At 31.4% G+C, this 23719-nt stretch carries 24 protein-coding genes and 1 pseudogene; 20 read left to right on the top strand and 5 right to left on the bottom strand.

The genetic code is table 11. From position 1 onward, the window contains the following. Positions 1–193 precede the first annotated feature (193 nt). The 9 genes from spo0A (at position 194) to KPL51_RS08690 (ending at position 7388) form a co-directional block, all read left to right on the top strand. Complete coding sequence (gene spo0A, locus KPL51_RS08730; RefSeq protein WP_216159631.1) at positions 194–1006, top strand: sporulation transcription factor Spo0A; 813 nt, start codon at positions 194–196, stop codon at positions 1004–1006. A gap of 130 nt (positions 1007–1136) precedes the next feature. Beyond that, a complete protein-coding gene (gene sigK, locus KPL51_RS08725) occupies positions 1137–1841 on the top strand; it encodes an RNA polymerase sporulation sigma factor SigK (RefSeq protein WP_216159628.1) in 705 nt (234 codons plus the stop codon). Between the two features lie 367 nt (positions 1842–2208). After that, positions 2209–2622: a MarR family winged helix-turn-helix transcriptional regulator gene (locus KPL51_RS08720; protein WP_216159624.1), complete on the top strand. Its 414-nt coding sequence runs from the start codon at positions 2209–2211 to the stop codon at positions 2620–2622. Between the two features lie 119 nt (positions 2623–2741). Then, entirely contained in the window at positions 2742–3305 is a 564-nt protein-coding gene (locus tag KPL51_RS08715) for a flavodoxin family protein (protein ID WP_216159620.1), read from the top strand. 19 nt (positions 3306–3324) lie between these two features. Next, entirely contained in the window at positions 3325–4029 is a 705-nt protein-coding gene (locus tag KPL51_RS08710; RefSeq protein ID WP_216159615.1) for an FAD-dependent oxidoreductase, read from the top strand. 93 nt (positions 4030–4122) lie between these two features. Continuing rightward, positions 4123–4749 (top strand): hypothetical protein, encoded by a 627-nt coding sequence (locus KPL51_RS08705; RefSeq protein ID WP_216159613.1) that lies wholly within the window; start codon positions 4123–4125, stop codon positions 4747–4749. Further along, entirely contained in the window at positions 4740–5852 is a 1113-nt protein-coding gene (locus KPL51_RS08700; protein ID WP_216159610.1) for an aldo/keto reductase, read from the top strand. Before KPL51_RS08705 ends, KPL51_RS08700 begins: the two co-directional genes overlap by 10 nt. Before the next feature lie 354 nt (positions 5853–6206). Beyond that, positions 6207–6935, top strand: a complete 729-nt coding sequence (sigK, locus tag KPL51_RS08695) for an RNA polymerase sporulation sigma factor SigK (protein ID WP_216159607.1) — start codon at positions 6207–6209, stop codon at positions 6933–6935. A gap of 267 nt (positions 6936–7202) precedes the next feature. Beyond that, the gene (locus KPL51_RS08690; protein WP_216159604.1) at positions 7203–7388 is read left to right on the top strand and encodes an alpha/beta-type small acid-soluble spore protein; all 186 of its coding nucleotides are present in this window, start codon (positions 7203–7205) and stop codon (positions 7386–7388) included. Positions 7389–7483: 95 nt separating this feature from the next. Here the strand turns inward: KPL51_RS08690 and KPL51_RS23445 are convergent, their stop codons facing one another. Then, on the bottom strand, positions 7484–7840 hold the full coding sequence (locus tag KPL51_RS23445) for a sensor histidine kinase (RefSeq protein ID WP_224853773.1): 357 nt from the start codon (positions 7838–7840) through the stop codon (positions 7484–7486). A gap of 77 nt (positions 7841–7917) precedes the next feature. Next, positions 7918–8217, bottom strand: a complete 300-nt coding sequence (locus tag KPL51_RS23440) for a histidine kinase dimerization/phospho-acceptor domain-containing protein (protein ID WP_224853776.1) — start codon at positions 8215–8217, stop codon at positions 7918–7920. 404 nt (positions 8218–8621) lie between these two features. On the opposite strand from KPL51_RS23440, the gene KPL51_RS08680 reads away from it, so the two are divergent. From KPL51_RS08680 to KPL51_RS08640, 9 genes are all read left to right on the top strand, one after another. Further along, a complete protein-coding gene (locus KPL51_RS08680) occupies positions 8622–9068 on the top strand; it encodes a hypothetical protein (RefSeq protein ID WP_216159601.1) in 447 nt (148 codons plus the stop codon). 51 nt (positions 9069–9119) lie between these two features. Beyond that, positions 9120–9359 carry an SHOCT domain-containing protein gene (locus KPL51_RS08675; protein WP_224853779.1) on the top strand — a complete coding sequence of 80 codons (240 nt, stop codon included), beginning with the start codon at positions 9120–9122 and terminating at the stop codon, positions 9357–9359. Positions 9360–9650: 291 nt separating this feature from the next. Continuing rightward, positions 9651–10787, top strand: a complete 1137-nt coding sequence (locus KPL51_RS08670) for a C40 family peptidase (protein WP_216159598.1) — start codon at positions 9651–9653, stop codon at positions 10785–10787. A 295-nt stretch (positions 10788–11082) separates the two neighbouring features. Next, positions 11083–12903 carry an urease accessory protein UreH domain-containing protein gene (locus KPL51_RS08665; protein WP_216159595.1) on the top strand — a complete coding sequence of 607 codons (1821 nt, stop codon included), beginning with the start codon at positions 11083–11085 and terminating at the stop codon, positions 12901–12903. A gap of 85 nt (positions 12904–12988) precedes the next feature. Beyond that, complete coding sequence (locus KPL51_RS08660; protein WP_216159592.1) at positions 12989–13702, top strand: hypothetical protein; 714 nt, start codon at positions 12989–12991, stop codon at positions 13700–13702. A 77-nt stretch (positions 13703–13779) separates the two neighbouring features. After that, complete coding sequence (locus KPL51_RS08655; protein ID WP_224853782.1) at positions 13780–13995, top strand: metal-sensing transcriptional repressor; 216 nt, start codon at positions 13780–13782, stop codon at positions 13993–13995. A gap of 25 nt (positions 13996–14020) precedes the next feature. After that, a complete protein-coding gene (locus tag KPL51_RS08650; protein WP_312888512.1) occupies positions 14021–16264 on the top strand; it encodes a heavy metal translocating P-type ATPase in 2244 nt (747 codons plus the stop codon). Positions 16265–16575: 311 nt separating this feature from the next. Beyond that, on the top strand, positions 16576–17712 hold the full coding sequence (locus KPL51_RS08645) for an endospore germination permease (RefSeq protein WP_216159585.1): 1137 nt from the start codon (positions 16576–16578) through the stop codon (positions 17710–17712). 255 nt (positions 17713–17967) lie between these two features. Further along, a complete protein-coding gene (locus KPL51_RS08640) occupies positions 17968–18582 on the top strand; it encodes a P-loop nucleotide/nucleoside kinase family protein (protein WP_216159582.1) in 615 nt (204 codons plus the stop codon). Between the two features lie 219 nt (positions 18583–18801). On the opposite strand, the pseudogene KPL51_RS24275 reads toward KPL51_RS08640, so the two are convergent. The 3 genes and pseudogenes from KPL51_RS24275 to KPL51_RS08625 all read right to left on the bottom strand — a co-directional run. Continuing rightward, positions 18802–18936 (bottom strand): annotated as a pseudogene (locus KPL51_RS24275) (ATP-binding cassette domain-containing protein); the annotation flags it as partial. 70 nt (positions 18937–19006) lie between these two features. Further along, positions 19007–19384: a GntR family transcriptional regulator gene (locus KPL51_RS08630; RefSeq protein ID WP_216159579.1), complete on the bottom strand. Its 378-nt coding sequence runs from the start codon at positions 19382–19384 to the stop codon at positions 19007–19009. Between the two features lie 396 nt (positions 19385–19780). Further along, positions 19781–20713 carry an ArsR/SmtB family transcription factor gene (locus KPL51_RS08625; protein WP_216159576.1) on the bottom strand — a complete coding sequence of 311 codons (933 nt, stop codon included), beginning with the start codon at positions 20711–20713 and terminating at the stop codon, positions 19781–19783. A 698-nt stretch (positions 20714–21411) separates the two neighbouring features. Here KPL51_RS08625 and KPL51_RS08620 point away from each other — a divergent pair. Both KPL51_RS08620 and KPL51_RS08615 read left to right on the top strand, forming a co-directional pair. Then, the gene (locus KPL51_RS08620) at positions 21412–22668 is read left to right on the top strand and encodes an extracellular solute-binding protein (protein ID WP_216159572.1); all 1257 of its coding nucleotides are present in this window, start codon (positions 21412–21414) and stop codon (positions 22666–22668) included. A 117-nt stretch (positions 22669–22785) separates the two neighbouring features. Next, positions 22786–23655: a carbohydrate ABC transporter permease gene (locus KPL51_RS08615; protein ID WP_216159569.1), complete on the top strand. Its 870-nt coding sequence runs from the start codon at positions 22786–22788 to the stop codon at positions 23653–23655. Positions 23656–23719 lie beyond the last annotated feature (64 nt).

Raw genomic sequence — 23719 nt, 5'->3', positions numbered from 1 at the left:
TATATGCATATTATATCAAATAGCTTACGATTAAAGTAAGTGTTAGTTAGTAGCTGCTCTCATTATGAGGGTGGCTACTTTATTTATTGGACAATATCTACAAATAAATTTTTAAATTAAAAGGATTTTACAATTTTTAGTCGAATTTATAAAATATTGTAAATATATACAAAATATAAAGGAGATTATAGGCATGGAAGAACAAAAAATAAATATAATTATAGTTGAGGACAATAAAGAATTTCGTAATTTGCTAAATGAATATATATTATTACAGGAGGATATTGTTGTTACTGGAATAGCGGAGGATGGGGAAGAAGCATTAAAATTAATTGAAGATAAAAAGCCTGATTTAGTAGTACTTGATATGATTATGCCGAAGCTTGATGGTTTGGGAGTTCTTGAGAAGTTGAATTCAATGAATTTAGATTCAATGCCGCGTATAATAGTTTTATCAGCACTTGGACAAGATAAAATAACTCAAAGAGCCATGTCACTAGGAGCAGATTATTATATTGTAAAGCCTTTTGATCTACAGGTATTAGTTGAAAGAATTAGACAATTGGTTAATGATGGTATATATATAGGAGATGTGAAAAAGGTAATTCCTTATTTTGATAATAGCGAAATTAAAATTAATAAAATTGAATCAACTGATAGGATCACTAAAATAACTAATATCATTCATCAAATTGGAATACCGGCCCATATAAAGGGATATATGTTTTTAAGGGAAGCAATAGATATGGTAGTGGATGATATTGGACTTTTATCAGCAGTTACTAAAGAATTGTATCCCTCCATAGGTAAAAAATTTAATACGACTCCTAGTAGGGTAGAAAGAGCAATGAGACATGCAATAGATGTTGCATGGAGTAGGGGACAAATAGAAACTATTAATAAGATTTTTGGATATACTGTTCAAAATGAAAAAGGCAGGCCAACTAATTCAGAATTCATAGCTATGGTAGCTGATAAGTTAAGATTAGAAAATAAGGTTAGATAGTTAGTAATTCCAAATGAAAAGGGTAAGACTTTAAACTGACCGTTATAAAATATTAAATAAAATTCATTTGTAGGTAATTTTGATAAAAATAATCATATTATATTAATAAGCACTATTTGGAGGGACATCTTTGTTTTTCATTAATTGTTTATTAGATATTATTGGAAACATCACATTATTGACAGCTTACATTACTGGGAATAGTTCATTTCCTCAACCATTATGTGAAGAGGAAGAGAAATCCTATCTAACGAAGTTTAAGGGGGGGGATTTACTAGCTAAAGGAATACTCGTTGAACGAAATTTGAGACTAGTTGCACATATAGTAAAAAAATATTCCTACCCAGGAAAAGATGTGGATGATCTAATATCCATTGGAACGGTGGGACTAATTAAAGCTATTGATTCATTTGACACAAGTAAGGGAACACGTCTTGCTACCTATGCTACAAGGTGCATAGAAAATGAGATACTCATGCTTATTCGCAATATAAAAAAAACAAAGGGAGACGTGTACTTGCAGGACCCTATTGGTAATGATAAAGAGGGAAATGAGATAACTCTTATTGACGTACTAAGTGGTGATGAAGATTCTATTTTTAAGATAGTAGAAAATGAAATGCAAATCAAAAATCTTTATGATAAGATAAATTTTGCTTTGAAGGGTAGAGAAAAAATAATAATCCAAATGCGTTATGGAGTACCTAATGGTATACCTCTAACTCAAAGAGAAATTTCATTGATTCTAGGAATTTCTAGATCCTATGTTTCTAGAATTGAAAAGAGCGCATTAAAGAGGCTTAATAGGGAATTAAAAGATACTGATAATAAATGATAATGAGATGTCTTTTTGTAAAACAAAAATAAATTACTTGTTTTTTAGCAAGTAATAATATGCACATCAAAAAGAAAATACCCTCACATCACTTTCGTGACATGAGGGTTCAATTTTTCAAGAGCACTTCTATAAAATTGTTACATTTTTTATTTTGACAAACAAGTTGGATTAGTTGTTGTTTTCAACATTAAGGGTGGAACTGCAGAAATTAAAGCAACTTTTGCCACCCGTTTAGTGCCATAACACCCTATGTAACGAGACACTATTATGGTAGTAGGAGGTAAAGGGGGGGGAATTGACAAATACAAACTAATTTAGTATACTTATTATATAGTTAGTATACTAATTATATAAGGGGGACAATATGAATTTATCTTACCTAATAATCAAGGCATCAAGACATCTAAAAAATAAACTAGATAAAGCATTAATGGAATTTGATATTACTGCTGCTCAGTTCTCAGTTATTATTCAGATACATTCATCAGGGCTGCCAATTACTGCAGCGGAAATATCTCAAAGGCTAGGGTCAGACAGGCCAACTATATCAGGTATTATAAATAGGTTAGAGAAAAAAGGTATAGTGCTTAAAGTTGCCAACCCAAAGGATAAAAGATCATCTTACCTAGAGATATGTAAAGAATGTAATAAGTTAGTTGAAAAAATGAAAATCATAAGTGATGAATTAACAATTGATATATTTTCAATTTATTCAAATGAAGAAGCTAAGAAACTAACAGAAATGATTTGTAAGTTAAATGAAGAGACTGAGGAATAATGGTTGAAAAGATGTTATTAACAGGAATAACGAGAAAGGTAGGAAGAGACCCTTTAATGATGTTTGTGATGACACTTCAATTAAAAATTTGCTTGAGAAAGGTAAAGGTGAAAATAAATATGAGTAAATTAATTGCTTTTGTTGGAAGTCCTAGAAAAAATGGTAATATTGACACAGTTGTCAAAGAAGTTATTAGAGGAGCAACTGAAAAAAAAATTGATACTAAGATTTATTATCTTAATGATATGACCATAAAGCCTTGCCAAGCTTGCATGTATTGTAGAGAGCCAGAGCATGATCATTGTGTAATACAGGATGATCTTAGACAAGTATATGCAGAAATTAAGGAAGCAGATTACTTAATATTGTCCTCGCCAGTATACATTCACCAAATGTCAGGACTCCTTAAAAATCTTCTGGATCGGTTTTATCCATTGACAAATGAAAAACATAAACCACGGTTTGGTATTAAAAAAACTATTTTTATTTACTCTCAAGCAGCACCAATCCCTTTAATATTTAATAGATATTTTAGATATACTGAAAAATCATTAAAAGCTATGGGGATAAAACCTATTAAGAGAATTACTGTACTTGGAGCCTTTACTAAAGATTCCATACAAAAGAAAAAAGGGGTTTTAAACAAAGCCTATAATATTGGAAAGAATTTAGCAACCAATTAATTAAATGGGGGGAACAACTATGAGTTTATTTAGCGATTTAAAAGCACTACTAATTCCAAAGGAAATAGTTTTTAGAAAAGTGATCAAAGAGGGTGAAGATGTATATACTTTTTTATTTGATGCATGTGAACCTTTAAAATGGAAAGCAGGCCAACATGGCGCCTTTGTTGTCAAACACACAAAGATTAAAAAGGGTACAAGGCCCTTTAGTATTGCATCTAGTCCTTTAGAAAATGAAATCATGATTTCAATGAAAATAGGTAAGCAGCCAAGTGACTATAAGAAAGCCTTATTAGAAATGAATATTGGTATGAAAATGATACTTAGGGGACCAATGGGTGGGTTCCACATTGATCCTACTAAAGCTACTTGTTTTATAGCAGGAGGTATAGGTATAACACCATTTAGATCTATGATTAAGGATATAGTCATGAGAGAGAAGGATTTTAAAGGTAAAATAAATTTGTTGTATATTAATAGAACAGGTAAGTTTTTATATGAAAATGAGCTAAAGACATTTATAAAGGATGATCATATACAAATAGACTTTTTTACAGATAATGAAGAGTTGACAAAAAGTTTAAAAGAAATTGCTATTAATAATAAGGATATAAAATATTATTTAGCTGGACCAAAGCTAATGAATGATTCTATAAAGTCCATTCTGCTAGGTCAATCCGTAAATAAGAAAAATATTAGGGTAGATACATTTTTAGGATATTAAATGCATTAAATGAGTATTATTAATGAACGGCGGTAAAACACCGTTTAAAAAATATAATATAGTTAACCTAGTTAACAATGGAGGAATAATAATATGGAAAAAGGAGTTACAAAAAAATTAAACAAAGGTGATGAGTTGGTTTTTCGACAAATACTTACAAACAAAACATCCCCATCTGAAATGTATTATTATGAAAGAATGACGGATGTTCAAATTATAACACCACAGGGAGAAACTGTTCTACTAAATTCTCTTGGAATGGTAGGTCAATCGCCAATGATGTATTTTGCATTTAAACAAGAAGAAAATAATGATATTTATTATTATGGAAGTATTTTCTCAAAGGAGCCGGTAAATGAAAAAAATATAATAACAAAAGAATGGGTAATAGAACCTGCTGAAGGTAGGTGTCTTAATTATCCAGGAGCATATACCGTTGGGTATGAATGGGACTATAAATTTAAGGTAAAAGAATCTAAAGGTAAATTAACGGAAGTTAATTTGCATAATATTGTAGAGAAGATAGAGCAAATAACAACAGCCCTAGGGGTATATGAATGCTATGTTATAAATGCGTATAATAAATTTGGTGTACTAGACTCAATTTCATGGTTTTCCTCAGAATTAGGTGTAAATGTAAAAAGATTGAGTTATTCAGATATGAAACCTGGATACGAATTAATAGGATACAAAGTAGGAGATGTAGAAATATGCAAATAAATAGTAAATTAACAGCAACAACTATTTCATTACCTTTTTACTATGATAAAGACAAGTTAGTAATGAATGAGCCACTGGCAGAGAGTTTAGTAAAAGACGCATACTCTCAAGGTATAAGAAACTTCACAACATCACCTCAATATATAGGTGGAACATGTGAACGTTTTTTAGGGAGGGTTTTAGAGCCAGTAAGAAAATTTATAAAGTTGTCAACTAATTATCCTTATTTTGATGAAACCTTGCCGTTAGAAAATCCTTTTGAATTTTGTTTAAATCGTTCTTTAATGGATTTAAGAACTGAATACTTAGATTGTTTATATTTATATGCGGATAGTGTTGAGGAAGGATTGTTGCCACAACAGTTGATACAAGCAAAAATGGCAAAAGAAGAAGGAAGAGTGCATCACATAGGAATCATTTTCACTCCACTTAATCTTTTTTCTGCAAAGGAGGTTTTAAAAGGCTCAAATAATATTATAGATACAGTAATGATCTACTTTATACCCACATTGGAAGCTCAAAAAGAATTGCTAAGCGAACTTAAAAACTCTGGAATAACAATAGTCGGCGGAGGTCTAGTTGATGCAGGAAAGAAATTACTTCCAAAAAATATATTAAGCAAATCACATGTGATTGAAAATATTACTGCTAGTGAGATCGCAACCAGGTATTTTATGTCACAATCCGTTTTTGACGAGGTAATCTTCCAATTGGAGAGTAAAGACTTCCTGGATATAGTTTGTAAGGTTTCTGAAGATTTAAAAAAATATGATTATACAGAAATTGAAAAGTATTTCAAGCAAACGGAATTTAATCCTGCAAATCCTCGTGTAATATGTTGTAATTGTGGTTATTGTTCTCCCTGTCCTAAGGGAATTGAAATAAATAAAATTTTTAATTCTTATGCTTATTATGATCAATATGGAATGTCTAATATAGCGCTTGAAGTTTTTAAAGAGTATCAAGATAAAGTGGGAGGAAGTATCGAAAAGACATGTATTAACTGTGGTTTATGTGAAAAAAAGTGTTCACATAGTACTCCAATACATAAAAACTTAAGATCCGTTGAGAAATTTATGAATGCATTGAAACAAGAGCAGTAATATAGAAATAAAGTAATCATTGACTCTATGCAATGGGCGGCGCCAACTCAAATAGGGTTTCTTATGGAGAGTGGGAACTACTGAAAGTTATAGAAATATATTTCAGTAGTTTTTTTGTCGTGTAGCCTGGTTTCAGCATGAAACTTTTCCTTTTTCATGAATTTATATAGAACAAAAACATTAGCTGAGGGTGGAGATACTGAGCGGCTCAAGCCCCTCTGAAGTTGGATGCATGGAAATAAATAAGTAAGTAATTAAGTATAGGTAGCTCGGTAAAATTTTAAATTATATGTATAGGCATTTTTAATAAAAGAAAGCATATTATTTTAAGAAGCTCTATTAGGAGGAACATCTTTGTTTTCCATAAATTGTTTATTAGATATGATTGGAAATATCACGTTTTTAACAGCTTATATAACTGGCAGTAGTTCATTCCCTCAACCATTAGGGGAAGAAGAAGAGAAATCCTATTTAACAAAATTTAAGGAGGGGGATTTACTAGCTAAAGGCATATTAGTTGAACGGAACTTGAGACTAGTCGCGCATATAGTAAAAAAATATTCATATCCAGGAAAAGATGTAGATGACCTCATATCTATTGGAACGGTGGGACTTATTAAAGCAATTGAAGCCTTTGATATAAGTAAGGGCGTAAGGCTTGCCGCCTTTGCTGCAAGGTGCATAGAAAATGAGATTCTCATGCTTATTCGTAATAATAAGAAAACAAAGGGGGATGTGTACTTACAGGATCCTATTGGCACGGATAAAGAAGGAAATGAGATGTCCCTTATCGATGTATTGAGGAGTGATGAAGATTCTATCTTTGAGATAGTAGAAAACAAAATGCAAAATCAAAAGCTTTATGATAACATAAACTTTAATTTGATGGATAGAGAAAAAACAATAATTCAAATGCGCTATGGATTACTTGATGACAACCCTAGAACTCAAAGAGAAATTTCATTGATTCTAGGAATTTCTAGGTCCTATGTTTCTAGAATCGAAAAGAGAGCATTAAAGAGACTTAATAAGGGATTAGATAGCACTGATAAAAACATGTTAAATATTTCAAATAAATTGTAACAACTATGGTGTAATTATAAATTGTACATCATTAGGTGGAAGGAACATATGACTTACAAAACTTGACGTTTATAAAAATAAATAAGAATGTACGTATGTAAAATTTGTTTAAAATATATATGAATTTTGTATTTATCTAGCATAACTCACCATTTTTACATTATTTTAATAATATAGACTTAAATTACTACGAGTATTTCTTTATGATAATGAACAATATAACAATGAAAATGAAAATCATTATTATATAAAGAGGAGGTAATATATATGGCAAACAGAACATTAGTACCACAAGCAAGAGAAGGACTAAATAAGTTTAAAATGGAAGCAGCTAGTGAAGTTGGAGTTACTTTGAAAGATGGATACAATGGAGAATTAACTTCTAGAGAAGCAGGTTCAATTGGCGGACAAATGGTTAAAAAAATGGTTGAGTCTTACGAAAAGAATTTATAATTAAAAGGGAGCAATTAGCTCCCTTTTTTTAGTCCCTCCGTAACCTGCTATCTGGTGGTTTATGTCGAAGGATAATTATAGAATGTTGTATTAAGTCATTTATCTGGCTTTAATATTGATTTAGGAAACATAAGTACAAAAGTACTTCCTTCACCTAACGTACTTTTTACATTAATTGTACTATTATGAGCTTCAACAATAGCTTTTACAATGGTAAGTCCTATGCCATTACCACCGGTGTTTTTATCACGAGACTCATCGCTTCTGTAAAGTCTTTCAAATATAAAGGGTAAATCTTTTTCGGAGATGCCGATTCCGTTGTCCTTTAATTCTACAATAATGTTATCATCTTTAGAAGTTAGTGTTAGTATAACTTCTCCATTTGACTTTGAATATTTAAGTGAATTTGAAAGTAAGTTATATATAACTTGCTTTAATTTGTCTTTATCCATTAATACAACCACATTTGGAATCAAACTTGAATAGAGCTTTAAATTTAAACTATTATACTGAGGTTCAAAAGAGGTTATTATTTTTTCAAGTTCCAATGATAAGTTAAATCTAGATTTGTTTGCTCTAATTTAGCTATATTGTTAAGTCCTTCAACTAATTTTATCAATCGTTCTATTTCTTCATAAAAGCTTGTAAGTATTTTCTCAGTAGTTTCCCAAACCTTATCTAGTAATGCTTCTATATGTGATTTTAAATTGGCAAGAGGTGTCCTAAGCTCATGAGCCATGTCTGATGTCAGTCTTTTCCTAAGAAGCTCTTGCTTTTGTAGGTTTGAATTACCTAAGGTGAAAAGGACAACTCCAGTTACATCTTTCACTTCAATATATAATCATTTTTTCAATATTTATTTCAAGATCACCATTATTGATAATTAATAGTTGCGTTCCTTCTGTAAATTTATATCTACTCTTAATATAATTAAATTATAAGCCGTAATTGTGGAGGAAATATGAAGAAATAAATTAACATAACAAATATCCATCTTCAGTAAATAAACTTAATTTTCAAGATGATAGCACTCTAGAAATTGATTTGAATGGAGCTAAATTGGCACTAACTAAGGGTGATTATAATATGAAAGTGCTTGAAAGATGAGTAAACCTTGTAAAAATATTACTAATTTACAAAATAAATTATCTTCATAATTACTCCACAATTGAGTAGTAGAATATATGTATAGAGAAAAACAAGTACACTAGATACATGGAGGAGTGATATTAAATGAGAAATAAAGTTATGGTTTTAATAATAGCAGGCATCCTAACAGTAGGAGGCATTTCGGTTGCATATGCAACAGTTAAAAATAATTCAACTTTTAATGACTTTAGCAGACCAATGATGAGTTCGCAAAATAATGACAACAAATCATCATATAATTATAGTAAATCTATGATGGGTGATGAAAATGCTGATGGCGTTCAATCAAATGGTAGATATGAGGATATGATAAAAATAATGAGAGATAATGGTTTCAGTGATGAAGCAAAAGCAATGGAAAATAGAGATTTTAGTTCTATGGATAATTTGATGAATAACATAAGTGATAAGGATTATAAAAAGATGATTGACATAATGAAAGAAAATGGATATAGGTCTATGGTTAATATGATGAACTCCATAAACAATGGAGATATGACAGATGTTCATGAGAGCATGATGGGAAGCTAATATTTTGATAGTTTAGTAAAATAATATAAAGACAAGGGAAGGATAATTTGTATGATGGGATTTGGATATGGCAATGGATATAATATGATGGGAGGATGGTTTGGAATGATGATTATTCCTATAATTTTAATCGGAGTGGTTATATATGTAATCAACAATCAAGGGCAAAAGAATAATGGTAAAGATATTGGATTTAAAGATAATTTTATGGATATCTTAAATGAGAGATTTGCTCGTGGAGAAATAAATGAAGAAGAGTATAATACTAAAAAAAATATTATTAAATCATAAATTCAAAAAAATTATAGTCATGTCAAAAGAGTAATTAATAATTCTCCTTTGGCATGACTTTTTAATTGATTTTAAGTAAAACTTTTTCATATGTTCATTAATTTGGATTGCAACTATTTGTTGAATATAAAATTAAGGTAGAATGTTAAAAGTTAGATTTTTATTTTATGCTCTTTACTATTTTAAAATAGATAAACTATAAAGGTGGACAATCTTCATAAGAACTACATAAGTTTATGATAATTTCTCTTTGTGTCTTATGAATTTTAAAAGAGTGAAGGAGATGTAATAATGAAGAATGCCCTGAGAAGTATCGCAGTTGTAATCACCTTGATTTTAACTTCAAATGTAACAGCATTGGCGATTCCAACAAATGAGAAGCTACAACAGCAGAAGGATTCACTAACGAAAATTCAAGATGAGAGGGGAGCAATTGAAACTAAACTAGAAGAGTTTGATAATCAAATTGAAGAAATCATGACCAAGACAGAAGAAAATAACGAGAAAATACTCCAAACTAAAAAGGCGATTGAAAGTGCCGCTGCAAAGGCTAAGCAGGTTGAGAAGGATAACCAAAAGGAACAAGAATTATTTAATAGTAGAATGAGGATTTTGTACATAAATGGATTCGATGGGTATATGGGCATAATACTTGAATCAGAGAGCTTTGGAGATTTTGTATCTAGAGTAGAAAACATAAAAACCATTATTGAATTTGATAATAAAGTAGTGGCGGAGTTTAAAGTCGCTCAAAAAGAATTAATTGAAAAGCAACAAAGTTTAAATAATACGAAGGGTGTATTGCTGAATTTGCAAGTAGAAAACAAGCAGAAGCTTGATAAGATAAACGTTACTAAAGAGTCACAAAATAAATTGATAACTGAGCTAAAGAGCAAGGAAATTGTCTCTGAAGAATTACATAATAAATTGATAACGGAACTAAAAAGCAGCAAGGAAAATACTCTTGTATCACAAATAAGTGAGTCAGAGGTGTCAGCAAGTAAAAGCATAACAAAAATAAATGAAATAAGAAATTCAGCACCTAAATATACACCTTCAAGAGGATCAGCTACTATATCAGATAATGCTGTAATAGCTTACGCTTCTAACTTTCTTGGCACACCATATTTATGGGGAGGTACAACACCTTCGGGATTTGATTGCTCAGGATTTACACAATACGTATACGCACATTTTGGAATATCAGTAGGAAGAACCACCTTTGATCAGATAAATGATGGTGTACAAGTATCAAGAGAGAATCTTCAGCCAGGAGATTTGATATTCTTTGGAACATTTGCTAATCCGCATCACATGGGCATGTACGTTGGTGATAATAATTATATCCACGCTCCTCATACAGGAGATGTGATTAAAATTTCACCAGTAGGAAGAAAAGATTATGTAACTGCCAGAAGAGTAAAATAAAAAATACATATATTGTGCATAGTACAGTTTTGAAGCTTTTTTAATACACTTTGCACAATATATGTTTTTTATGATGCCAATGATGATGGAAAAACAGGCTTGTAGGCCTGTTTAACTTTTTTATTGAAATTTCTTACATTTCTTTATAAAATCTACACATCTTCTTTGTATAATTAAAATTAAGATTTATATTCATAGGGTTAAAGGTACAGTTTAATATTCATGAACCTTGCAAGATAAAAATCCATTTAATATAACATTAAATATCAAAGTAAGAACTTTAGGAGGTAAAAAAGTGAGAATTAAAAAAGAAAAAATCAAAGTCTTTGACATGACATGTACATCTTGCGAGGCAAGAGTGGAAAGAGCAGTTACAATATTAGATGGTGTAAAAACAGCTAAGGCTAGCTTCAGTGCAGAATCTTTAACTATAGAGTACGATACAGATTTCTGTAATAACGAAAAGATTAAAACTACTATAAAAGCAGTTGGTTATAGTACAGAGAATCCAAATAACTATAAAATGGTGGGTATATTTATAATTGTAGCAGCAATTATATTAATTGGAAATTCAACAGGTGGAATTGATATGACCTCAAGGCTAAACGGTGCTACATATTTTGTTCTATTCATTGTTGGAGTCCTTACCTCAATTCATTGTGTAGGTATGTGTGGAGGAATAATGCTATCACAAAGTATAAATAAAGATAGTAAAAGTAAATTTGATTCCATGAAACCTGCCATTCTATACAACGCAGGTAGAGTTGTCTCCTACACTATTCTTGGTGGGATAGTTGGTTCTCTAGGTTCTGTGCTTTCGCTATCATTACCTGTGAAGGCTGGACTTCAAATATTTGCTGGTGTGTTTATGATAATGATGGGACTTAATATGAGTGGCTATAGCTTATTTAGAAAGTTTAATATAAAGCTCCCATGGTCTGCTTGCAACCTTAAGAAAAAACCAAAAACTCCTTTTTTAGTTGGGGTTCTTAATGGACTTATGCCCTGTGGACCTCTTCAGACAATGCAACTATACGCCTTAGGAACTGGAAGTGCATACAAGGGTGCCTTAGCTATGCTAATATTTTCTCTAGGAACAGTACCATTAATGCTTACCTTTGGCGCACTATCAGGGATTATAAGTAAAGGATATACAAAAACACTTTTAAAATTTAGTGGAATACTGGTTGTAGTTTTGGGTATGGTAATGGGGAGTAGAGGACTAGCCCTGGCTGGTGTTAACATCCCAACTACAGCTTCATTAGCCGCTACTTTAGCTGGTAATAAAACATCGGCAGCATCAGCTGCACCAGTTACTAAACCAACTATAGAGAATGGGGTTCAGATAGTTCATATGACGGCAGATGGTGCTGGTTATACCCCGAATGGTCTATATATACAGAAAAATATGCCTGTAAAATGGATAATTGATGGTAAGGCATTGAATTCCTGTAACAGCCAAATTATTATTCCTTCTTTAAACATTCAAAAAGATTTGAAGCCAGGCGAGAATGTTATTGAATTTACACCAAAGGATCAAGATATAAACTTCAGCTGTGGAATGGGAATGATTAGGGGCGTATTTAAGGTGGTTGACGATGTGAAAGTGGTGGACACCTCAAAGCCTGATGCTTCAATACCAGCTCCATCAAGTGGAATGCCTGGTTGTAACATGGGTGGAGGAACTTCAACCGCACCTGCAGCCCCTCAAACTCCAAGTATTTATGGTGCTGATTTAAGTAAGGTTAAAACAAGTAGATTGATTCACATTGCATTGCTTGCTGGTAGCAATCAAACTGCTTCAGTTAAAGGCATAGGATATGAATTTGAACCATTAATTATTGTTGCCGCAAAAAACATTAATACAACTTTAAGCTTTGACTTAAATAGCTTTGATAATCCTAATGGAACCTTTGAAATTGCAAACTCTGAAACAGGAATAAATGCATCTACTTTTAAAGGAGAAAAAGGAATTATTAAAGTAACTGCCAACTTTAGTGCTGATGGTTTTTATACAATTTTGAAAGATGGTAATATTGTAGGTGCTATGGTTATTGTAGATGATTTGAAAAATATAGATTTAGAGCAAATAAGAAAAGAGTATTTAGGAGTATAGGTGAAAAAATGATTTGTTTCTTCATTTAATCTACATAACAATTGGGTATTATATGACTATAAATATTAAAAGGGGTTGTAAAAATATGAAAAATAATAAAAAAATCATAATATTGTTAACTTCAGCTATTCTTACTGTAGCATTTGTGGGTTGTAGTAGTAAATCTAAAACAACTGTAAGTAAAGACTCTGATGGTGCTCTTAAAGCTTTTAATGCTATTGTAAAGGCAAACCCTAAGAGTAAGGGCTATCATAGTGCTCTTCAACATTGGGGATTTAAACTTCCTGCAAATGACAAGTTCGAATGGACTAAAGATACTTCTGCAAATAAAATAGATTTTGCTATGGTAATAGAGGCGGATCCATTAATCAAAGCTGGGTTGGATGTTAAAAAGCTAGATCCTAATAAATGGGTATATAAACCTGCTGAGATAGAAGGCGGAGTTCAGTTATCAAATAGAATAATTTTTCCATATAACGTAAGTGATAAAAAAGAAACTTCAAATGGATCAGAGGATGCTTTTAGAAGAGTTTTAGAGCAGGATCCAAAGCTAATCAAATATATGGCAGATGAAAAACATTATGCCTTAATGCTTGGAGAGGGTAATTCAGTTCATTTTACAGAGAACTTAGGATCATCTGATGAGGATATGGAATTTGTATTTAAGGCAGAGCCACTAATTAAAGCAGGCTTAGATGTTACAAAACTTCAGGGTACTGGATTTAAATTAGAAGTAGCTGGTAAAGATAATATGGACAGTAAAGATGATGAATTAGTTAAGGGTTATAAATTAAAATAAATTCAATTAGTTATAAATATACTATGCATTTAAGGTGTATAGTATATTTTCTAGACACCCCTCGTATGGGGGAGGAGATGCTTAAAGGAATTATAAAGATGATAGAAGAGGGAAGATATTGTGTAGATGTATCTAATCAGATAATTGCAGCTCAATCTCTTTTAAAGAAGGCTAACTTGTTAATATTAAAACAGCATCTAAGTCATTGTGTTAAGGCCGCGGTACTTAGTGATAATGGCGAAGAGAAGATTGATGAGATAATTAACCTTCTCTCAAAGATTATGAATAAATAGTGAGGTATAAAGGAGGCAATATAAAGTGGAAACAAAATTATTAAAAATAGAAGGAATGACCTGCGCGGCTTGTGCAAAGAACATCGAGAGAGTTACAAAGAGACTCCCTGGAGTAGTTGAAACAAATGTTAATTTTGCTACTGAAAAATTAAATATAAGCTTTGAACCGACCAAGGTAAGAACTTCTGACATAAAGAAAGCAATCGAAAAGGCAGGATACAAAGCTTTAGAAGATGAAAGTAACGTGGATATTGATCGAGAAAAAAAAGAAAAAGAAATAAAAGCCTTATGGAATAGATTTATAATATCAGCAGTCTTTGCAGTTCCATTACTTCTTATTGCAATGGTACCTATGATTGCTGAAAAGTTGAACTATCAGCTTCCTTTGGCTATTGACCCAATGCTACATCCAGTAGCTTATGCCATTATACAATTGATACTTGTGATTCCAGTTATGATTTGTGGTAAAAAGTATTTTATTGTTGGAATCAAATCTTTAGTACGTTTAAGTCCTAATATGGATTCGCTTATATCCATTGGAACCTCTGCGGCATTTTTATATAGTTTATTTGCTGTATATGAAATAACTTTTCTGGGAAATGTGGATTATGTAATGTACTTTGAATCAGCAGCAGTTATTTTGACACTTATTACTTTAGGAAAGTATTTAGAATCAGTTACGAAAGGAAAGACATCAGAGGCGATTAAAAAGCTTATGGGTCTGGCACCTAAAACTGCTATTATCATAAGAGATAATATAGAAATTGAAATTTCAATTGATGAAGTTGAAGTTGGCGATATAGTAGTTGTAAGGCCTGGCGAAAAAATGCCTGTTGATGGTGAGGTTGTGGAAGGAACAACACTCGTAGATGAGTCAATGCTAACTGGTGAAAGTATGCCAGTAGAAAAAGCTATTGGACATAAGATAATTGGTGCAAGTATAAATAAGAATGGATCAATTAAGTATAAAGCAACTAAAGTTGGTAAAGACACGGCACTAGCACAAATTATAACTTTGGTTGAAAATGCCCAGGGCTCAAAAGCTCCTATAGCTAAGATGGCAGATATTATATCAAGTTATTTTGTTCCGGTGGTTATAGGAGTGGCATTAATTTCTTCATTAGCTTGGCTTATATCTGGGGAGACCATTGTGTTTTCATTAACTATATTCATATCAGTGCTTGTAATAGCTTGCCCTTGTGCTCTTGGCCTTGCAACTCCTACAGCAATAATGGTGGGTACAGGGAAAGGTGCAGAATATGGTGTTCTTATAAAAAGCGGTGTAGCACTGGAGACTGCACATAAGATTCAAACTATAGTATTTGATAAGACTGGAACACTAACGGAGGGAAAACCAAAGGTAACAGATATTGTCACTGTAGAGGGTATTTCCGAGACATACTTACTTCAAATTGCAGCCTCTGCTGAAAAAGGCTCTGAACATCCATTAGGTGACGCTATAGTTAAAGGTGCGCAGGAAAGATCTCTAGAACTTAAAAAGGTAGATAAATTTGAAGCTATACCTGGTTATGGAATAGATGTTAGTATAGAAGGTAAGAAAATTCTGCTTGGAAATATGAAACTCATGGTAGAAAGTAAAATTTCTTTAGAACAATTAGAGGATATTTCAAACAAGCTTGCACGAGAAGGCAAGACTCCAATGTATATTGCTATAGAAAACAAGATAAGTGGAATCATTGCAGTTGCAGACACAGTTAAAGAAAATAGTAAAAAAGCTATAGAAAGACTTCATTCTATGGGAATAGAAGTTGCCATGATAACTGGTGATAATAAAAGAACAGCAGCAGCTATTGCAGCGCAAGTTGGTATAGATAAAATACTAGCCGAAGTTCTGCCTGAGGATAAAGCTAATGAAGTTAAAAAACTTCAAGCAGAAGGCAGAAAAGTTGCTATGGTTGGGGATGGAATTAATGATGCACCTGCACTTGCTCAGGCTGATATTGGTATAGCAATAGGCTCAGGTACAGATGTTGCAATGGAATCGGCGGACATAGTTCTTATGAGAAGCGATTTAATGGACGTACCTACTGCGCTTCAGTTAAGTAAAGAAACTATAACAAATATAAAGCAAAATTTATTTTGGGCATTTGGTTACAATATATTAGGAATACCAGTTGCAATGGGGTTGCTACACTTATTTGGAGGTCCACTTTTAAATCCTATTATCGCAGCACTTGCAATGAGTTTTAGTTCAGTTTCTGTATTAACAAATGCTTTACGCTTAAAAGGATTTAAGCCTCGTGGATAGGGCGAGGGCGAAGGCACCAAACTTTTGTTTCCTCATGCTCCAGCATTTCATAAAGATTTATAGAGCCCCTATATTTAGATGAAAAAACGTTAAAAGTGAACTAAGGATAACTGCGACTTGTGTTGCAGTTCTATTTTTATTTTTCATTACCAATATCCGGAAGGAAACTGTCTCCTTTTAAAAATTGGAAGCAACCAAGAAAAGGATTCCGCGTTACTTCATCCATAAAAAATTCATGTGAATAATGCCTTTAAATAATGGATAAAATATCTACACGTGGTTAATTATTATATTACAAAGGATGTTAATTTATGAATACAAATGACTTTTCAAATATAAAACTAGTGACCTCATTAGATGAGAATATTAAAATTATAAGAGATATTTTTGTGAATGATAAAACAATTGTATATAGGGCGATATCATTTGGAACCAGCATAAGTACTAAGTGTATGCTTATCTTCATTAACGGTATGGCAGATTCTCAAATGATTAATGAAAATATTATAAAACCAATGTTACTAAGTAACATACCTGATACTAATCCTAGTGAAATTATGAATGTTTTAATGCAAGAAGTACTTTTAACAGGGGACAATAAAACATGTTCGGAGGTTGATGATATTGTCAATGGAATTATATATGGAAAAACGATGCTTTTCATAGATGGTTTTGCGGACGTACTTGTTATAGATACTATTGGATGGAAAACAAGGAATATTTCAGAACCTCAAGCAGAAACTATAGTCAGAGGCCTAGGACGATGGTCGGAATTCTTTGTTTTTGTAGCAATTATTGTTTTCTTAACTATCACTGTTTTATCTATACCACAAATGGATATAAGTAAATTAAAGCCTATATTAAGTAGTGGTTCAGCGCCGGTTTTAAAAGGTGCTTTCTCAGCATTTTCTTACCCTTTTGGTGAAACTATAATATTTACCATGGTATTTTCAAATATATCTAAAACTAAAAATTACAATAAAATATTCATGCTAGGTTTACTTATAGGTGGAGGACTTGTGTTTTTAGCAACACTTAGGAATATTTTATTATTAGGTAGTAATACCATAGCTAGAGTGTATTACCCTTCTACCATGGCAATAAGCCTTATCAGGGTAGGTGAACTACTTGAAAGGCTTGAAATGTTAGTAACTATCGACTTTTTAATATGTGTCTTTGTTAAAGCATGTATATGCATTTTTGCAGTTTGCAACGGAATTTCCAAGGTTTTTGGGTTAGATGATTGCAAATTCATTGCAACACCAATTACACTTTTAATGCTGGCCTTCTCCTCTTTTGTTTACAAAAGCATTATGGAAATGTCATTTTGGAATTTCAACATATGGCAATATTATGCCATTCCTTTTGAAGTTATAATTCCCTTGATTGTTTTTATTATGGCGGAGATGAAGAACAGAAATTCAAAATTTACTCTTTCAAATAAATAAACTACTGAAAGTTATATAAATATATTTCGGTAGTTTTTTTGTCGTTAAGGTGTATTTTATAGTTGAAAGTCCCATGTGGAGATTATGAATTTATCTTAGAGGACGAAGTAATAGATTTCTCCAAGAGACTGGTCCATAAGATAATAGAATTTACTAAATTATTATACAGGAAAAGAGGTATAATAAAGTGAACATGAAAAGTTGAACAAGTTTGAAAATTTTAAGACTTAAATTTTTTACTAGGAGGGTATTGTTGTGAAAAAACTAATTTTAGTAACATCACCACCAGCAAGTGGAAAAACTTATATCGCAAAAAAACTTGCTGAGGCATTACACCAAGTGGTCTATCTTGATAAAGATGTACTCATTAAATTATCAAAACAGATTTTTGTCGTAGCAGGTGAAGAATATAATAGAAGCTCAGATTTTTTTAATGAAAATATACGTGATTATGAATACGAAACAATAGTAGAACTGGCAATGGAAGCTTTGAATTATGACGATATTGTGCTAATTAATGCACCATTTACAAAAGAGATACGAGATTTAAACTATATCAAAAAGCTAAAAGCAACATTAAAAGATAAGAATGCATCTTTAGTGGTTATTTGGGTGAAAACTTCAATCGATGTAACACAGCAAAGAATGATTGAGAGGAATTCTGATAGGGATACATGGAAACTTGCGCATTGGAATGAATATATTGCAGAAATTAATTTTGATATTCCTATTGCTTTGGATGATCCGTTTATAAAAGATGATTTGCTTATCTTCAAGAACTCTTCTGATGCAGAATTCACCGAATCCTTAACAAAAACAATATGTATACTTGAAGAAACAGCAGGTAAACGGGAAGAAATCAACGACTGACAATGAATACTGCCTTAAAACAATAAATAAGGTCTGTCTTGAATTCTTCGACTGCTATTTAAATGGGATGGCAAGTTTTATAATTGAAAGAAACATAAGGCATCGGAATTGTTGAGGCAACAGATATATAAATATTTGTTGTATCAATAAGTCTAAGCTACATTGATTATGCCTTTGTCTCCGCTTTTCGGATGAGCAGATAATTAAAACCACAAATAATCACAGTACAGAGAAACATGCTAAATGAAGCAATATGTGGATTGGGAATGCTTCCTGAAAATCCTTATTAGTTATAATATTTAAAAGTGTAGTTTTACCAGCACCGTTCCTTCCCATAAGCCCATATATTTTATTGGGCTCAAGAGTCTAAGAGACATCTTTTAATGCGATTGTTTTGTTGAAATGTTTTGATGTATTTTTTATTTCAATCCTGCTCATTATGGCAACCACTTTCTATTAAGACAATAATTTCACCTTTGCTGATGTTTAAATTTTTAGCTTCTTCTAAAAGAGATAATATATAACTTTCATAAAAAACGTTTTTTCGTTTGGTTATTATTTTATCCCTGGCCCCAGTGCTTACAAACATTCCGATGCCACGCTTTTTGTATATGATTTCTTCATCCACAAGCAGGTTTACACCGCGGTTTGCAGTGGCTGGATTTATTTTAAACTTAATCGCTACCTCAGTAGTAGAGGGGATTTGCGTCTCTTCCTCAAATATACCTTTAAGTATATTATTTTCAAGCTCTTCAGCAAATTGTAGGAAAATTGGCTTCTCACCACTCGTATTAAATTGCATTTAAACACCACCTTCATATTCATAATATATCATATAGTATGCTTACTTTGTCAATTGGTTAGTCGCTTATGTAACTAACTATATAACACGAGAAAATATATAACACGAGAAAATATATGTCAAGATGAATTAATAAAATTATCGAAAATTTCAATTCGTTTTTAGAGTTTATATTTAAAATGAACGGTTTACAGGGATAGATTGCCAAGAAAGAACAGATTTGTCGAAGAATCAATATAATGCATAGAAAAATTTATGAAGTGTATGAGAAAGAAAATACAATTAAGATTTTAAGAATGTGGACGCATTACCAGTAAAAAAGCGCTATAAGTAGCACTTTTTTTATGTGGCAACGTAGTTCAAGATATTGAATTTTATATTTCGTTTTTACAATAACTACAGTTCATTATAGCTAGTTCTCATAATTATATCTTGAGGAGTATTTCCAAAATGTTTACCCAATATGGTTACTCCGCCTTTATTGTTAGCATTATCTTTTATAGCTATTCTTAAAGTAATATAAGCAGATTTTTCTAATTGTAGATCTTTAAGAGACATACTAGATAATAGTTCTTCATCTAGATAACTTCCATTGTTATCAATTTTAATATGCTTTAGCAGTCCATATTGTGTATGGAAATCAGGCCACCATGATGGGTTTAATTTTCCTCTTACGTCACCAAAGTCTCCAGGAGAAGTCCACGTAACTAACTCTTTATCATTTAAATAAAATGTTATATCCGAGGGCCAGTTATTGTTAACACCGGGGGCTTCTGAACAAATTTCCATGCTGAATTCAAGAGCATGTATAAGAACTTTATTTTTCTCAACATTCATTTTAGGGAATTTATAGTCTACAAAGCCACGTCTAAACCAAAGTACTTCAGCATTAATTCTGGAAGGTGTAAAAAAGGTGCTGGGGTCATCTAATGTTATAATTTTAGTTTCATCTGATAAACCACAGGTAGGGTACACTTCACAATTAATATAATGGCCTATAGGCATTTCTATTTCATTATATTTAAGTACATGATTTAAGGAATAATCACAATAATCCAAGTTAATGTGTATACCATCAAAGTTTTGACTGCATATTTTCATTGCTCCACGCTTGGCAGGATGTAGTTCAGTTAAAATTAAACCTGACTTTTCTAATAGTGTAATATTTGAAGCAGCAGTGGATACTGGAATATTTAAAGTCTTAGCTATTTCTACCACACTTAGATTTTTATCCATTATTAATTTTAAAATATCCACACGAATATTTGTAGATAGGGCATGGCATACCTTTATTAAATCAGCTTCATTTGTAAAGCTTAATTCAAGCATTTATATCAACCTCTCTCATTAATATATAGTTTAATTTGTTAGATATCTGGAGAGTATCTAAATAATACTTTAAATATTCCAATTACCATAATTTTATTATATCATGTTTTTATACATTATATAGTTTGAAAACAATTAAATTGTTTTTTAATAATGAATAAATATTATAAGTTGAATAATATCAGTAATATTCTGTGAAATCCAATGAAATTTAAAATTTATATAGAAATATATTTAGGCTTTAATTATATTTAGTAAACAAATATATAAATTAATTCCATCAAATATGGTTTATAAATGCTGGTATACAATGATAGTGTCTATTAAATATATATATAGAAACTATTCAATATATATATAATGGTTCATTGAAACAGAAAAAATGTTTTAATGCTAAATGAATAAAAATATAAAATAATAATATGAATAAATTTAGCATATTACAATATTATGACTGAATATCCCGGCAGAGACAGAGAAAATATACATATAATTATATTTTATCCATTAATATTGACTTGAAAACGATTAGATGATATACTAATTTTAAATTAAAACATATTTTATGTATTAAACTAAAAAAAATGAAACAAACCAAGCAGATAAAAAACAGTAATTTATTAATTAGTCTTAAAACATATGTTTTAGCGCAGAATATATGCTTTAATATAAAAATGAATATGGGGGATGATTTTAAAATGAATCGTAAAATAAGAGTCCTAATCTGTTCAATTCTTTCTACAATTATAATTAGTTCGGTTTTTGTAGGATGTGGTAAAAGTTCAAGCTCAGCAAATGGTAATACAAGTCCTATAGTATTTTGGAATGTTTTTACCGGTGCTGATGGGCAAAACATGACTAAATTAGTTGCTCAATACAATGCTACAAATCCTAAGATTAAAATTAAAAATGTACCAATGGAACAAAATGATTTGTATGCAAAGCTACCTAGTGTTGTTCTTTCTGGAAAAGCAGTACCAGATCTTACAATAGTTCATGCGGAAAGAATTCCTCTCTTTGTTGAGGATAAAATGTTAATGCCACTCGATAAATATATTACTGCGAATGGTAATATTAAAGAAGAAAATTATGTTTCTGAGGGATGGAAAGTTGGAGGAATCGGTGGCAATCGGTACAGTGTTCCTTTAGATGTTCATTCTTACGTATCATATTATAATAAGGATTTAATGGCAAAGTATGGACCACATGTCCTGGATGATGGTGTTATTACAATGGATGAAGTTAGAGAAGTTGGATTAGCTAGTAAAAAAGATAAAATAACAGGGATGTCTATTGGTTGGATGCGGCCAGAATTTCTTGCACTATATGAGCAACTTGGCGGAGAATTAAGTGCTGATGGAACTGCACCAACATTTAGTAATGAAAAAGGTGAAAAGGTATTAAATGATTTTAAAACAATGGTTAAAGATGGAATTGCAAGCCAAGATGGGGATGATCCGGGACAATTATTTAAGTCAGGTAAACTTGTAATTTGGCCTGAAGGTATTTGGATGGCAAACTCAGTAAGTGCAATTAAAACTTTAAACTGGGGAATGACACATTTTATTACTTATGATGCTAATAAGAAAGTGAACTGGAGTTCATCACACCAGTTCACAATGTTTAAAAATTCTAAAATGAATGATGCAAGAGCAACAGAAATAATGAAATTTATTGCATGGATTGGTGATAATTCAATAGAATGGGCAAGATCTGGACAAGTTCCAGCATCATTAAAAATACTTAAAAGTGAGGAGTTTCAGAAGATGCCACAAGCATTTTTGCTGAAGGAAAAAGGAACTCAAAAAATATTTAATTATAAATATTATGGTTATGCAACAGAAGCGCTTGATAAAATAGTTACAGAAACGGTATTTGATAAAATGGATGTTAAAAAAGGTCTGGATCAAGCTGTAAAAGAAACTCAAGATAGAATAAAAGCTTCTAAAAAATAAGATGAATAAAATTTATTTGCTGATTATTATTATTATAATAATAATCAGCAAATTATAAATAAGAATATAATTAAAAACTAAATTATAAATTTATATAAATTAGAGGTGAATAAATTAATGAAAAAAAAGAATGTAACACCATATTTATTTTTAGCACCGCATTTATTGATTTATTTAATTTTCATGGCTATTCCAACAGTTTTCGGAGTGCTAATTTCATTTACTACCTGGAACATAATGGATAGCCCTAAATTTGTAGGCTTGGATAACTATAAGGAAATACTGATAAATAGTAGTTCTACATTTTATACCCAGTTTCATAATGGGTTTAAAAATACATTATTTTTTGTTTTAATTAGCGTTCCTTTTATGATAATAATTCCTTTATTACTAGCAGTAGCTTTAAATGAGAAACCTAAAGGGCATAAATTGTTCCAGGCATTATTCTATTTACCAACATTGCTTTCAATATCATCAGTAATTTTAACTTGGACCTTTTTATTTAACAAAAATCTAGGTGCAATTAACAATATTTTTAAATTAGATATTGTTTGGGCGGGAGTACTTCCATACACGTGGATTGCAATCCTTATAATTACTATCTGGTGGGGAATTGGTGGAAATATGGTAATTTACCTTTCTGGATTAGCTAGTGTTTCAAAGGATCAATATGAAGCAGCTTCTATTGATGGAGCTAGTTCAATGAAAAAAATCTGGTACATAACACTTCCGGGAATCAAAAATCAATTAGCATTTACACTTGTATTAACAACAATTGCTCAGTTTAATATATATGGTCAGCCCTTGATGTTTTCAAATGGAGGGCCTTCAGGCAAGACAACAGTTTTACTAATGTATATAAGACAAATTGCCTTTGGTACAGGGCAGCCCATTGCGGGAATTGCTTCAGCTATGGCGGTAATGCTTGGATTGTGCATAATTGCTGTGTCGTTAATACAATTTAGATTTATGAGAAACGCAGATTAAAGTTAATAATAAGAGATGTGTTAGTTCTATTGTATGTATTTTAAAGCTAGCTAGGAGGGGTAGG

The organism is Clostridium bowmanii, assembly GCF_018861315.1.
GTDB lineage: Bacteria > Bacillota > Clostridia > Clostridiales > Clostridiaceae > Clostridium_AD > Clostridium_AD bowmanii.
This window is presented reverse-complemented; position numbering and strand designations above follow the sequence as displayed.